Source organism: Aurantimonas sp. A3-2-R12, assembly GCF_036016755.1.
Classification (GTDB): Bacteria; Pseudomonadota; Alphaproteobacteria; order Rhizobiales; family Rhizobiaceae; genus Aurantimonas; species Aurantimonas coralicida_A.
On the sequence record NZ_JAYXIH010000006.1, the window covers coordinates 137551 to 151667 of the forward strand.

General features: G+C 64.2%; 12 protein-coding genes. All 12 read left to right on the forward strand.

The genetic code is table 11. The features are described from left to right. Positions 1-248: 248 nt before the first annotated feature. Positions 249-1376 carry a transporter substrate-binding protein gene (locus VSX60_RS05385; RefSeq protein ID WP_327623122.1) on the forward strand — a complete coding sequence of 376 codons (1128 nt, stop codon included), beginning with the start codon at positions 249-251 and terminating at the stop codon, positions 1374-1376. Continuing rightward, on the forward strand, positions 1373-1987 hold the full coding sequence (locus VSX60_RS05390) for an ANTAR domain-containing response regulator (protein ID WP_327623123.1): 615 nt from the start codon (positions 1373-1375) through the stop codon (positions 1985-1987). Before VSX60_RS05385 ends, VSX60_RS05390 begins: the two co-directional genes overlap by 4 nt. Further along, the gene (locus VSX60_RS05395; RefSeq protein WP_327623124.1) at positions 1965-2876 is read left to right on the forward strand and encodes an ABC transporter permease; all 912 of its coding nucleotides are present in this window, start codon (positions 1965-1967) and stop codon (positions 2874-2876) included. The genes VSX60_RS05390 and VSX60_RS05395 overlap by 23 nt, the downstream gene beginning before the upstream one ends. Then, positions 2873-3793 carry an ABC transporter permease gene (locus tag VSX60_RS05400; RefSeq protein WP_327623125.1) on the forward strand — a complete coding sequence of 307 codons (921 nt, stop codon included), beginning with the start codon at positions 2873-2875 and terminating at the stop codon, positions 3791-3793. Before VSX60_RS05395 ends, VSX60_RS05400 begins: the two co-directional genes overlap by 4 nt. Positions 3794-3840: 47 nt before the next feature. After that, positions 3841-5541, forward strand: coding sequence for an ABC transporter substrate-binding protein (locus VSX60_RS05405; RefSeq protein ID WP_327623126.1), 1701 nt, complete (start codon positions 3841-3843; stop codon positions 5539-5541). Next, positions 5531-6475 (forward strand): acetamidase/formamidase family protein, encoded by a 945-nt coding sequence (locus VSX60_RS05410; protein WP_327623127.1) that lies wholly within the window; start codon positions 5531-5533, stop codon positions 6473-6475. The genes VSX60_RS05405 and VSX60_RS05410 overlap by 11 nt, the downstream gene beginning before the upstream one ends. A 56-nt stretch (positions 6476-6531) precedes the next feature. Next, on the forward strand, positions 6532-8295 hold the full coding sequence (locus tag VSX60_RS05415; protein WP_327623137.1) for an ABC transporter ATP-binding protein: 1764 nt from the start codon (positions 6532-6534) through the stop codon (positions 8293-8295). Continuing rightward, the gene (locus VSX60_RS05420; protein ID WP_327623128.1) at positions 8292-9314 is read left to right on the forward strand and encodes an ABC transporter ATP-binding protein; all 1023 of its coding nucleotides are present in this window, start codon (positions 8292-8294) and stop codon (positions 9312-9314) included. The genes VSX60_RS05415 and VSX60_RS05420 overlap by 4 nt, the downstream gene beginning before the upstream one ends. After that, positions 9314-10435, forward strand: coding sequence for an ABC transporter ATP-binding protein (locus tag VSX60_RS05425; protein WP_327623129.1), 1122 nt, complete (start codon positions 9314-9316; stop codon positions 10433-10435). Before VSX60_RS05420 ends, VSX60_RS05425 begins: the two co-directional genes overlap by 1 nt. A 2-nt stretch (positions 10436-10437) precedes the next feature. Further along, a complete protein-coding gene (locus tag VSX60_RS05430) occupies positions 10438-11943 on the forward strand; it encodes an ABC transporter substrate-binding protein (RefSeq protein ID WP_327623130.1) in 1506 nt (501 codons plus the stop codon). A gap of 222 nt (positions 11944-12165) precedes the next feature. Beyond that, the gene (locus tag VSX60_RS05440) at positions 12166-13050 is read left to right on the forward strand and encodes an ABC transporter permease (protein WP_327623138.1); all 885 of its coding nucleotides are present in this window, start codon (positions 12166-12168) and stop codon (positions 13048-13050) included. A gap of 1 nt (position 13051) precedes the next feature. Then, positions 13052-13960: an ABC transporter permease gene (locus tag VSX60_RS05445; RefSeq protein ID WP_327623132.1), complete on the forward strand. Its 909-nt coding sequence runs from the start codon at positions 13052-13054 to the stop codon at positions 13958-13960. Positions 13961-14117: the final 157 nt, after the last annotated feature.

The window sequence follows — 14117 nt, forward strand, 5'->3', positions numbered from 1 at the left end:
GCCGCCGCGACCTTCAGCCGTGATTCCCCATTATCGGCGTTTGCCGAGGGGGGCACGGAGCTCGCCAGACGCTTGCTGCTTAAAAAATGTGCATGTAAAAAACAAATGCAGGTTGATTGACATTGAAAGGCGCGCTGATACGCTTCTCGCTCAAATACCGGCCCTGACCGCCGGACGGCATTCGAGCCCCGCGCGCCAAGATCGACTGATCGACCCTGGCGCGCGGGGTTTTTTGTTTGAGGCTTGTGGTGAAGCAGCGCATCGAAATCGGCATCTTGTACTCACGCTCGGGCAACTACCGCCTGTTGTCGGAGGCATGTCGTGACGGTGCGATGCACGGTATCGCCACGGTCAACGCCGATCCGGCGTCCGGCGTGGAGTTCGTTCCGGTGGAGCGTGATCCAGGAGGACAGATCGATCGCTACGCGCCTCTATGCGAGGACATCCTGCGGACTACGACGGCGCGCCACGTCGTCGGCTGCATCACGTCCTGGAGCCGCAAGGAGGTGATTCCGGTTCTGGAAAAGACCGGAGGGACGTTGTGGTATGCTTGCCCCTATGAGGGCTTCGAGTCGAACGAACATGTCGTCTACATGAACGCCTGTCCGAACCAGCATCTGGTTCCGCTACTCGGCTATATCGTGCCGCGCTTCGGCCGCAACGCGTTCCTCGTCGGCTCGAACTACATCTGGGGGTGGGAAACCAACCGGGTGGCGCGCGACCTCGTCGGTGATGCCGGTGGCCAAATCCTCGGCGAACGCTACCTGCCGCTCGGCGATGTCGATGTCGGCCGGCTGATCGACGAAATCCGGGCCACCCGCCCCAGTTTCATTCTCAATCACCTGATCGGGCCGTCCTCCTACGCGTTCTTTGCGGCTTATGAACAACTGACGCGGGACGACCCATGGTTTTCCGCTGAGACCTGCCCGATCCTGTCCTGTAACCTGACCGAGATCGAACTGCCGGCGATCGGCGACGCCGCACAAGGGCACATCGCCGTCGGCCCGTTCTTCGATGACGGGACAACCCGGTGGCCGCAGGGAACGGCGAGTTCGGAACAGCCCGTTCAGCCCCGTCCGTCCTCCTTCTTCGTTTCGGCCTTCAGTTCGGTCATCGTCCTGGCCGACATGCTGTCGGCCGGCGAAAACGAAGGCAATCTCGATTTTGCCGACCGGACGTTTGCGACGCCGTTCGGATCCATCGCGATCGATCCCCAGACGCAGCATGCCAGCCTGCCGGTCAAGATCGGTCGCGTCGCCGGCCGGGCTTTCGACGTGATTGAAGAGGTCGCGGAGCGGATCGATCCCGATCCCTATTTGTCACGCTACGATCCGCTCGCCACCTTCGGCCGCCCGAACCTGCGGGCCGTGTCATGACGCGCCGCGATCGCATCCCCAATCTCGGCGGCGCTACGGCCTACATCCTGCATCGCCCGCATGGCGCGACCGCGGCTCTAGTCCGTCAGTTGATCGCCATCGGCCTGTCGCCGGTCGAGTGCTGGCCGGATCTACCGCCCGAAGCGCTCGGTGCCGATTTCGTGTTCTTCGACGCGGATATGGGCTTCGACGCGCAATTCGCCTGGGCGCCTGGCGAAGCCCCCATGCCGATGATCGCGCTGATCGGCTCGGAAGCGCCGGGCCGGATCGAATGGGCCCTGTCGCACGGCGCCGACTCCCATTTGGTGAAGCCGGTTGGCAATTCCGGCATCTACAGCGCGTTGCTGATTGCCCGCCAGGGCTTCGAGGCGCGCCGCAGTCTGGCCGACGAGGTGAGGGGCCTCCAGGCACGGGTCGCCGAGCGCCAAACCATCGTCCGGGCCGTGGTCGCGCTGGCGGCCGATGGCGTCGGCGAGGATCGAGCCTATGCGCAATTGCGGGTCTTGGCGATGAACTGGCAGACGACCATCGAGGAAGCGGCGCGGAAATTCCTTTTGCTGGGACAGGACCGGGAACCGGGGGAGCGCGATGAGCGATCAACTGGTTTCTGAACCGCTGCGGCCGGATGCCGTTCCAAGGCTGAGGCGCAAGGGCATCCTAGCGCAACTCCTCGCCCGACCACTCGCGGTTGTTGGACTGGCGATCATCGTCGTGACCGTTGCGGGCGCGCTGCTCGCGCCCTGGCTCACTCCCTACGATCCGAACGACCAGCTCTTCGATGGTCTGACGCTGGAAGGTGCTCCGATGGCGCCAGGCGGCGCCTTCGCGCTCGGCAGCGACCTTTTAGGGCGCGATCTTCTGACGCGCATCCTCTACGGCGCGCGCACCTCGCTCATCATCGGCATCGCCGCCAACGGCGTCGCGCTGCTGATCGGCACGCTGGTCGGCGTCACTGCCGGGTTCTTTCGGGGATGGACCGGGACGATCCTCATGCGCTTCACCGACCTGATGATGGCGTTTCCGGCTCTCCTGCTGGCGATCTGCCTTGCCGCGGTGCTGTCGCCGAGCCTTTGGATCGTCGCGCTGGTGATCGCGCTGGTCAATTGGGTGCAGACCGCCCGTGTCGTCTACACCGAGACGAGTTCGCTGGCCCAGCGCGAATTCATCGAGGCTGAACGCGCGATCGGTGCCGGCACGCTACGCATCCTCTTTCGCCACATCCTGCCGCATCTCCTGCCGACGATCATCGTCTGGGGAACGCTCGGCATCTCGACGACCGTCCTCCTGGAAGCGACGCTCTCCTATCTCGGGGTCGGCGTGCAGCCGCCGACGCCCTCCTGGGGCAACATCATCTTCGAGAACCAGACCTACTTCCAGGCCGCGCCCTGGCTGGTGTTCTTTCCCGGCGCGGCGATTCTGACGCTGGCGCTGGCCTTCAACCTCGTCGGCGACGCGATGCGCGACATCCTCGACCCGACGCAACGGGGGAGACTGTCGTGATCGCCTATCTCGCCCGGCGCCTCTTCCAATCCATCCTGATTCTCCTCGGCGTCTCGCTGATTACCTTCGCGCTCTTGTATCTGCTGCCGGCCGACCCCGTGCGCCAGATCGCCGGGCGCAGCGCGACGCCGCAGACGGTGGAGAATATCCGCCGCGAACTGGGCCTCGACCAGCCGTTCCTCGTCCAGTATGGCCGCTATCTCCTAGGCCTCGTCCAGGGCGATCTCGGCCGGTCCTATCTGCAGCGCTCGGAGGTGACCACGCTGGTCATGGCGCGGCTGCCGGCGACCCTGCTGCTGATGGCTGGCGCGATCGCCTGCGAGCTCGCACTCGGCTTGACCATGGGCCTGATCGCCGCGGTCAAACGCGGCACGGCGACCGATCAGGCACTGATGGTCGGGTCCTTCATCGGGGTCTCCGCGCCGCAATTCGTCGTCGGTCTCCTACTCCTTTACGTCTTCGCAGTGCGGCTCGACTGGTTCCCGATCGGCGGCTACGGCACGTTTTCGCATCTCGTCCTGCCGTCCGTCACGCTCGGCATTCTCGGAGCCGGCTGGTACTCGCGGATGATGCGTTCGTCGATGATCGACGTCCTGCGCCAAGACTATATCCGCACCGCACGCGCCAAGGGTCTGGCGCGTTCCACGGTGCTGTTCCGGCATGCGCTGCCGAATGCGATCCTCCCGGTGATCGCCATGATCGGCATCGACATCGGCCTGTTCATGAGCGGCATCGTCGTCGTCGAAAGCGTCTTCGGCTGGCCGGGCATCGGTCAACTCGCCTGGCAGGCGATCCAGCGCGTCGACATCCCGATCATCATGGGCGTGACGCTGGTGTCTGCCTGCGCCATCGTGCTCGGGAACCTCCTCGCCGACATCGTCACGCCGTTCATCGACCCGCGCATCAAGCTGCGCTGATCCGCACCCTTCGCCCATCCTCTCGAAGCAAGAAAAGGACTGACCCGATGAAAGCATGGCTCACCTCCACGGTCGCCGCCTCGGCGCTCGGCCTCGCGCTGGCAACCATTCCTGCCGCCGCCCAGGACAGTTCGGCCAAGGCACCGGACGCAACCAGCGCTGCAGCGGTCACCGATGTCGCCTACACGCCCGATCCAGGCGCCAAGCAGGGCGGCGCGATCGTCATCACCTACAAGGACGATGTCGCAACGCTCGATCCGGCGATCGGCTATGACTGGCAGAACTGGTCGATGATCAAGAGCCTGTTCGGCGCGCTCATGGACTATGTGCCGGGAACGACCACCCTCCGTCCGGGCCTTGCCGAAAGCTACGACATCTCGGAAGACGGAACCGTCTTCACCTTCCATCTGCGCAAGGGCGTCAAGTTCCACAATGGCCGCGAGATGACGGCGGACGACGTGAAATATTCGCTGGATCGCGTGACCACCCCGAAGACCCAGAGCCCCGGTGCCGGTTTCTTCGGCTCGATCAAGGGTTACGACCAGATGGCCGACGGGAGCGCTGAATCCCTCGAAGGCGTGACCACCGTCGATCCCTTGACCGTGAAGATCGAATTGTCTCGGCCGGACGCGACCTTCCTGCATGTCATGGCGCTGAACTTCTCCTCCATCGTCCCGAAGGAGGCGGTGGAGGAATACGGCGCCGATTTCGGCAAGCACCCGGTCGGGACCGGCGCGTTCAAGCTGGCGGAATGGACACTTGGCCAACGCCTCGTGTTCCAGAAAAACCCCGACTACTGGCGCGACGGCGTTCCCTATCTCGACCAGATCACCTTCGAAATCGGACAGGAGCCGATCGTCGCGCTGCTGCGCCTTCAGAGCGGTGAAGTGGACATTCCCGGCGACGGCATTCCGCCGGCGAAGTTCCAGGAGGTCATGAACGATCCCGAGCAGAAGGCCCGGGTGGTCGAAGGCGGCCAGTTGCAGACCGGCTACATCACCATGAACACGCAGATGGAGCCTTTCGACAAGAAGGAGGTCCGCGAGGCGGTCAACATGGCGATCAACAAGGACCGCATCGTCCAGATGATCAACAATCGGGCGCTACCGGCCAACCAGCCGCTGCCGCCGTCGATGCCGGGCTATGACAAGAGCTTCGAAGGCTATCCCTACGATCCGGCGAAGGCCAAGGAGATGCTGGCCGAAGCCGGCCTTGCGGACGGTTTCCAGACCGAACTCTTCGTCATGAACACCGATCCGAACCCACGCATCGCCCAGGCGATCCAGCAGGATCTGTCGCAGATCGGCATCAAGGCCGACATCCAGGCGCTGGCCCAGGCGAACGTGATCGCCGCCGGCGGCGAGAAGGACGGTGCGCCGATGATCTGGTCGGGCGGCATGGCCTGGATCGCCGACTTCCCGGATCCGTCGAACTTCTATGGACCGATTTTGGGTTGCGACGGCGCGGTGCCGGGCGGCTGGAACTGGTCCTGGTACTGCAACGAGGAACTCGACAAGAAGGCTGCGGCGGCGGACGCGATCGTCGATCCGGCGAAAGCCGAGGAACGCGCCAAGATGTGGAGCGAGATCTACGGGGCGATCATGGCCGATGCGCCGTGGGTGCCGGTGTTCAACGAGCAGCGCTTCACCATGAAGTCGAAGCGTATGGGCGGCGCCGACAACCTGTATGTCGATCCCGTCCATATCCCGATCAACTACGATTATGTGTTCGTCACCGATGTGCAGTAACTGCGACTACACGATCCACGCCCGGCAGCATCATTTCGGCTGGGACAATTCGTTCGAACCGGTCGCGCGTGTCGCGCCCGGTTCGACGATCGAATTCGAATGTCTCGACTCCTCGGCCGGGCAACTGACCCCGGATTCGACGGTGGAAGACGTGAGGACTCTCGACTTCGGCAAGATCAACCCGGTCAACGGGCCGGTCTTCGTCGAGGGGGCCGAGCCCGGCGACGCGCTGAAGATCACCATCGACACGTTCAAGCCGTCCGGCTTCGGCTGGACGGCCAACATTCCGGGCTTCGGCCTCCTCGCCGACGACTTCAAGGAGCCGGCGCTGACGATCTGGAAATACGATCCGGCCAGTCTTGAGCCGGCGCTTTTCGGCAGCCAGGGCAGGGTGCCGCTCAAGCCCTTCGCTGGAACGATCGGCAACGCCCCGGCAGAGGATGGCCACCACTCGATCGTGCCGCCGCGCCGGGTCGGCGGCAATTTGGACATCCGGGATCTTGCCGCTGGCACGGTATTGTACCTGCCGGTCGAGGTCGCGGGCGCATTGTTCTCGGTCGGCGACACCCACGCGGCACAGGGCGACGGCGAGGTCTGCGGCACCGCCATCGAAAGCCCGATGAACACGGTGCTGACCCTCGATCTGGTCAAGGATGCGCGGCTCAAGATGCCCCGCTTCACGACGCCCGGACCGGTCACCCGTCATCTCGACGCCAAGGGCTACGAGGTGACGACAGGGATCGGCTCCGACCTGATGGAGGGAGCGAAAGCCGCCGTCTCGCAGATGGTCGATCTGCTGGCCGGGCGTTACCAGATCGATCCGGTGGACGCGTATATGCTGGTCTCGACCTGCGGCGACCTGCGGATCTCGGAGATCGTCGACATGCCCAACTGGGTCGTCTCCTTCTACTTCCCGCGCTGCGTCTTCGAATGAGACTCGCGGGACGCCACGAACGGTCCGGGGCGTTCTTCGCCCCGGCTGGTACGAAGATGGGCGGGGAGGCGGCGGCGGCACCCGTGCTGATCGTCGACAGACTAACCGTCGTGGTGGGCGGCGAGGGCGGTCCACGGCCTGTCGTATCGGAGCTCGCCTTCACGCTCGGTCGCGGCGAAACGCTCTGCATCGCTGGCGAATCCGGCTCCGGCAAGTCGATGACGGCGCTGGCAATCATGGGGCTCCTGCCCAGGCCAGGGGCGCGCATCGAAGCCGGCACGATCCGGTTCGGCGACACCGACCTGGCCACGCTGGACGAAGCAGCGATGCGGCGCGTACGCGGCGACCGGATTGCGATGATCTTCCAGGAACCGATGACCTCCCTCAACCCGGTGCTGACCATCGGCCGGCAACTGGTCGAGGCGATCGAGGCGCATGAACGGGTCTCGCGCGTGCAGGAGCGGCGCCGGGCGATCGAAGCGCTGACGGCGGTACGCATCCCGGAGGCAGCCAGCCGCATGACCCAGCATCCGCACGAGTTGTCGGGCGGCATGCGGCAACGCGTGATGATCGCCATGGCGCTGGCACTGCGGCCCGACGTGCTCATCGCCGACGAGCCGACGACCGCGCTCGACGTTACCGTGCAGGGCGAGGTGCTCGAGCTGCTGCGCCAGCTCCAACGCGACCTTGGCACGGCGATCATCCTGATCACCCACGACATGGGAGTGGTCGCCGAAATGGCGGACCGCGTCATCGTCCTGCGCGAGGGCCGTATGGTGGAAGCGGGCGCGGCGGAGGCGATCTTCGCCGATCCACAGGCCGCCTACACGAAGGAATTGCTGGCAGCGGTTCCCCGGATCGGCGGTGGGGCCGGGCGTGTCGTGACGCGACCCACAAGCAACGCCGCAACGCCTTCGGTGGTCTCAGTGCGCGATCTCGCTGTCCATTTCGACCTTCACGGGGGCTTTCTCGGTCGGGTCGACCGCCGGGTTCACGCGGTGGAGGGCGTTTCCTTCGAGGTCGGCGCGGGCGAGACGCTGTCGCTGGTCGGCGAATCGGGCTGCGGCAAGTCGACCACCGCCAAGGCCCTGGCCGGATTGGTGCCCTACAGCGGCGACATCGTCGTCGGCGGGCGCAATATGGCAGGCCTCGCCCGCCAGGACGCCAAGGCGATGCGTCGCGATATCCAGATGATCTTCCAGGATCCCTTCGCTTCGCTCGATCCGCGCATGACCGTCGGCGACCTTGTGGCGGAGCCGATGGTGATCCACGGCATCGCGACGGGCGCGGAACGCCGTGAGCGAGTCGCCGGCTTGTTCGAACGCGTCGGCCTGTCGCCGGATCAGATGAGCCGCTATGCGCACGAGTTCTCGGGGGGGCAGCGCCAACGCATCTGCATTGCCCGAGCGCTAGCACTGCGGCCGAAGCTGATCGTCGCCGACGAAAGCGTCTCCGCACTCGACGTCTCTGTGCAGGCGCGTGTGCTCGAACTTCTGCGCGAATTGCAGGCCGACTTCGGCATCGCGTACCTGTTCATTTCCCATGACATGGCAGTGGTCGAGAACATCTCCGACCGCGTCGCGGTCATGTATCTCGGCCAGATCGTCGAGACAGGGACTCGTGATCAGATTTTCTCCAACCCCCGGCATCCCTATACCCGTCGGCTGATCGAAGCAGTCCCGGTGCCGGATCCGACGCGGCGGCGGCCGCATTTTCCTCGCCTCGACCAGGAGATCCCGAGCCCCGTGAGGAAGCTGGGCGATGCGCCGGCGCGATTGGTGCTGGTCGATCGCGGCGCCGGCCATCTGGTGGCGGCATGAGCCAGGCCGGCGCCATGTCCTTGGCAGACGCCGAGACCGTCCTGACGCTCGAAAACTTTGCGCTGCGCTTCCAACCGGGCAAGAACCTTGTCGACGGTGTCGGCTTTTCCGTCCGCCGCCGCGAGACGCTGGCGATTGTCGGCGAATCCGGCTGCGGCAAGAGCGTCACGGCGCTCGCCTTGATGGGGCTTTTACCGGTGCCGCCAGCTCAAATCGTCTCGGGAACTGCGCTGTTCGAGAACAAGGACCTGTTTGCGATGGGCTCAGCCGAACGGGCTAATCTGCGGGGCAATCGCATTTCGATGATCTTCCAGGAGCCGATGACCTCGCTGAACCCGGCCTTCACTGTCGGTGATCAGATCATCGAGGGCATCCGTCGGCATCGAAAAATCGGCAAGGCAGCGGCGCGGCAGGTCGCGCTGGAGATGCTGCGCAAGGTGCGCATTCCGGCGCCCGAAAGCCGGCTCAATGCCTATCCGCACCAACTCTCCGGCGGCATGCGCCAGCGCGTGATGATCGCGATGGCGCTCGCTAATGCGCCGCAGCTTCTCATCGCCGACGAGCCGACGACGGCGCTCGACGTGACCATCCAGGCGCAGATCCTGGCGCTGATCGACGAGTTGCGGCGCGAAACCGGCACGGCGGTGATCCTGATCACCCACGATCTCGGGGTCGTTGCCGAAAGCGCGGACCGGGTGGCGGTGATGTATGCCGGTCACGTCGTTGAGACCGGCCCGGTCGCCAAGGTCTTCGGCGATCCGCAGCATCCCTATACGATTGGCCTCATGGGGGCGATCCCGTCGTTGGGCACCCGCGTTGCACGTCTCGCAACGATTCCCGGCACCGTACCGTCGATCGAGCACATGCCGGACGGCTGCCGCTTCGCGCCCCGCTGTCCATTCGCGCAAGAGCGCTGCCGTGCCGCCCCGCCGCCGCTCAACGTCGTTGGTGGAAACGATGACCACAGAGCCGCCTGCTTCTTCGCGCCGATCGAAAACCATTTCGCGGAGGTCGCCTGATGGCCGGTGTCTCTCCCATCCTGGAAACCACCGACCTCGTGAAACATTTCGGCGGGGGACGGCAATGGTTGAAGCGCTCACCGCTGGTGCAAGCGGTGAACGGGATTTCGATCCGCGTCTTCGAGGGAGAGACCCTGGCCGTCGTCGGTGAATCCGGTTGCGGCAAGTCGACACTCGGCCGTCTGCTCATCCGTCTCCTGTCACCGACCTCCGGCGACGTGATCTATCGCGGGCGCAATCTCGGCAATCTGTCTTCGACCGAGATGCGCAACCTGCGTCGCGAACTGCAGATCGTCTTCCAGGATCCGTTTGCCTCCCTAAACCCGAGAATGAGCGTTGCCGACATCGTCGGCGAGCCGATCTGGCTGCACGAGACCCTGTCCACGGCCGAACGGCGCGACCGTGTGCTGGAGATATTCGAGATCGTGGGCCTTCGCCCCGACATGGCCGACCGCTATCCGCACGAATTCTCAGGCGGCCAGCGCCAGCGCATCGGCGTCGCACGGGCATTGGCGGCGAAGCCCACGCTGATCCTTGGCGACGAGCCGCTCTCGGCCCTTGACGTCTCGATCCAGGCGCAGATCGTCAATCTGCTGGAAGATCTGAAGGATCGGCTGAGGCTGACGCTGGTCATCGTCGCTCACGACCTCGCGGTCATCAAGCATATGAGCGATCGGGTCGCGGTGATGTATCTCGGCGAGATTGTCGAGCTCGCCACGACCGACGAACTCTACGCCGACCCGCTCCACCCCTACACGCGGGCACTGCTGGCGGCGATCCCGCAGGCGAGCGCGGCGGCCAGAGGAACGATCGAGCCGCTGGAAGGCGATGTTCCGAGTCCGACGGCGCCTCCCTCCGGTTGCCGGTTCCACACTCGCTGCCCGCATGCGCGCCCGGTCTGCTCGGTGGAATCGCCCGTCCTCGAAGCCGTCGGCGTCGGCGCCGGCGAGCGCCGGGTCGCTTGTCATTTCTGGAAGGAGATTCAGGACGCTGGCGGCAGCCCGCGGATCATCGCACGGCAAAGCGAGCCCCTGAAGCGACGACTTGCCCTCTTCACCGCGTGCCAGTCCAGCCGCGCTGAACTGACCACCCCTCTTACCGCAACCGAACAGGGAACCTGACCATGAAGACCTCGATGAAACTGGCGCTGTTCGCCACGGCGTTGTTGACGTCGACCTCCGCCTACGCCCAGGCGTTTCGCATAGGTCTGGCGGAAGATCCGGACGTGCTCGATCCCGACCGCGCCCGCACCTATGTCGGCCGCATCGTCTTCACTTCGCTCTGCGACAAGCTGGTCGACATCACGCCGAAGCTGGATTTCGTGCCGCAGCTGGCTACGGAATGGTCGTGGAACGACGACAAGACGGCGCTCACCTTCAAGCTGCGCGACGGCGTCACCTTCCACGACGGCACGACATTCGATGCCGAGGCGGTCAAGGCGAATATCGAGCGCTCGACGACACTCTCGGATTCAAACCGCAAGAGCGAACTGAACGCGGTCGAGAGCGTCACCGTCGACGACCCGCTGACGGTAACGATCAATCTCAAGCATCCCGACGCGCCGTTGCTCGCCACGCTTTCGGACCGCGCCGGCATGATGATGTCGCCGCAGGCCTTCGCCGAGGGCAAGGAATTCTCGCAAGCTCCGGTGTGCTCCGGACCTTACGAGTTCGTTCGCCGCGTCCAGAACGACCGGATCGAGCTGAAGAAGTACGAAAACTATTGGAACGCCGCCGAGTATCCGATCGAGGCCGTAACCTTCCAGCCGATCACCGACGCTACCGTGAAACTCGCCAATCTGCGCGCCGGCGACCTCGATATGCTGGAGCGCCTCGCTCCGTCGGACGTGCCGTCGGTCAAGGACGATACGAGCCTGCAATTCGTGCCGGTCACCGGCCTCGGCTACGGGTCGATCCGCTTCAACGTCAACAATGGCGATAGGGCGAAGCAACCGATCGGCGCCGACAAGCGGGTGCGCCAGGCGTTCCAATACGCCGTCGGCCGCGACATCATCGATCAGGTCGCGGGCAATGGCATCTTTCCCCCGGCCCAGCAGCCGTTCCCGCCGTCGAGCCCGTTTCTTAGCGACAAGTTCCCGGTCACCGAGCGCAATCTCGACAAGGCCAAGGAACTGCTGAAGGAGGCGGGCGTCGAGAATCCGTCCTTCGAACTCGTCTTCGGCACCGGCTCGGCCAACCAGCAGCTCGCCGAGCTGATCCAGGCGATGGCGGCGGAAGCGGGCTTCCAAATCAATCTGCGCGCCACCGAGTTCGCGGCCATGCAGCAGGAGATGGAGCAGGGCAATTTCGATGCGGCGATCATCAACTGGTCCGGCCGCGTCGATCCGGACGGCAATATCTACACATTCGTTGCCTGCGACGGAAATCTCAACGACTCGAAATACTGCAACGAAGAGGTCGACAAGAATCTCAACGCGGCACGACTCGAGACTGACGTCGCCACGCGAAAGCCGCTCTACGATGCCGCACAGGCGATCCTGCAGGAAGACCTGCCGCTGATGTACACCTACTATCAGCCCTGGCCCTTCGTGCTGGCCACGAACGTCAAGGGGTTCGAGCCCTATCCCGACGGCATGATCCGCCTGAAGGGCATGAGCGTCGAGAAGTAGGCCCAGGCACACAGCGACCGGCGGCGGGCGAGGGTCGCCCGCCGCCTCTTTCATGGAGCTTTTCATGGGCCAGTTGATCCTCAGGCGCATCCTCGTCGCCATCCCGACGATCATCATCGTGTCGATGCTGGTCTTTGCCCTGCAGAAGCTTCTGCCGGGCGACCCGGCGCTGATGATCGCCGGCGAGGAACGCGATCNATCCCGACGATCATCATCGTGTCGATGCTGGTCTTTGCCCTGCAGAAGCTTCTGCCGGGCGACCCGGCGCTGATGATCGCCGGCGAGGAACGCGATCCCAAGGTGGTGGAGTTCATTCGCGAGAAATATCGCCTCAACGACCCGCTGCCGGTGCAGTATGGCGCCTGGGTGACGCAGATAGCGCAGGGCGATTTTGGCAGGTCGCTCCGCACCGACGTGCCGGTGACGACGCTGATCGCCCAAAAGCTGCCGGTAACCATCCAACTCGCCGTCATGGCGATGATCGTCGCGATACTGGTCGGAGTTCCCGCCGGCATATTGGCGGCCGTCAAAAAGGGCACGATTACCGACTATCTCGCCAACTTCTTCGCCTTGTCGGGCTTGTCGATTCCGAACTTCTGGCTCGGAATCCTCCTGATCTTTCTGGTCTCGGTGCAACTCGGCTGGCTACCGGCGTCCGGCTATGTTTCGCCGGCGCGCGATCTCTGGCTGTCGATCAAGACCATGCTGATGCCGGCGTTTGTCCTGGGCACGGCACTTGCCGCGACCTTGATGCGCCACACGCGCTCGGCGATGATCGAGGTTCTGGGCGCCGACTACATCCGCACGGCGCGGGCCAAGGGTCTTTATGAGCGCACCGTGATCATGAAGCACGCGATGCGCAACGCCCTGGTGCCGATCGTCACCTTGATGACGTTGCTCTTCGGCGAACTCCTCGGCGGCGCTGTGCTGACCGAGCAGATCTTCTCAATCCCCGGCTTCGGCAAGCTGGTCGTCGACGCGGTGTTCACGCGCGACTATGCCGTCGTCCAGGGTATTGTCCTGTGCACCGCGATCGGCTTCATCGTCATGAATCTCCTCGCCGACGTCGTCTACATTCTGATCAACCCTCGGTTGAGGGGCGCCTGACATGTCCGATGCGCTTCCGATCAGGGCCGCAGACGTCAAGGTGCCGGAGGTAAATGTCCCGGACGCGGCGTTGCCGAAGGCCGGAAACAGGGCACTGAAGAAATTCCTTGCCAGCAAGGCGGCGATCTTCGGCGGCCTCGTCGTCCTTGTCTTCGTAGCCGTCGCGATCCTCGCGCCGCTGATCGCCACCGACGACCCGTTGAAGACGAGCTTCCTGACGATCCGCAAGGCGCCATCGCTGGCCAATTATTTCGGTACCGACGAACTGGGGCGCGACGTCTTCAGCCGCATGGCCTTCGGCGCTCGGGCGTCGTTGCTGGCAGGCGTCGTGTCCGTGGCGATCGCGGTGATCGTCGGGGTGCCCTTGGGCATCCTTGCCGGCTTCTTCGGCGGCTGGACCGACATGGCGATCTCGCGGGTCGCCGACGCGCTCCTGTCGATCCCCTTCCTGATCCTCGCCATCGCGCTCGCCGCCTTCCTGGGACCGAGCCTCACCAATGCGATGATCGCTATCGGCTTCTCGCAGACGCCGATCTTCATCAGGTTGGCGCGCGCGCAAACGCTGTCGGTCAAGTCTGAGGACTATGTCGAGGGTGCCGAGGCGATCGGCTTGCCGAATCGGTGGATCCTGATCCGTTACGTCTTCCCGAACATCCTGCCGCCGCTGATCGTCCAGGCGACGCTGACCATCGCGACCGCCATCATCGCCGAAGCCAGCCTGTCCTTCCTGGGGCTCGGCCAGCAGCCACCAGACCCGTCTTGGGGTTCGATGCTCAACACGGCGAAAAACTACATGGGCCAGGCGCCCTGGATGTCGATTTTCCCCGGCATCGCCATCTTCCTTCTTGTCCTGGGCTTCAATCTCCTCGGGGACGGTTTGCGGGACGCGCTCGATCCGCGTCAGAGCTGATCAGCCTTTATACCAACCTGCGGTGATAGGAACCCATTCGACGGGACGATCGCCGCAGGTTGGTATTAGAGCATCCGGCGAATAATTTGAATCGACGGGTTCCCATTTGATGTTCGGTTTGATTCTCTGTGAGCAGGAGGTGCTTCATGGGAAAGGC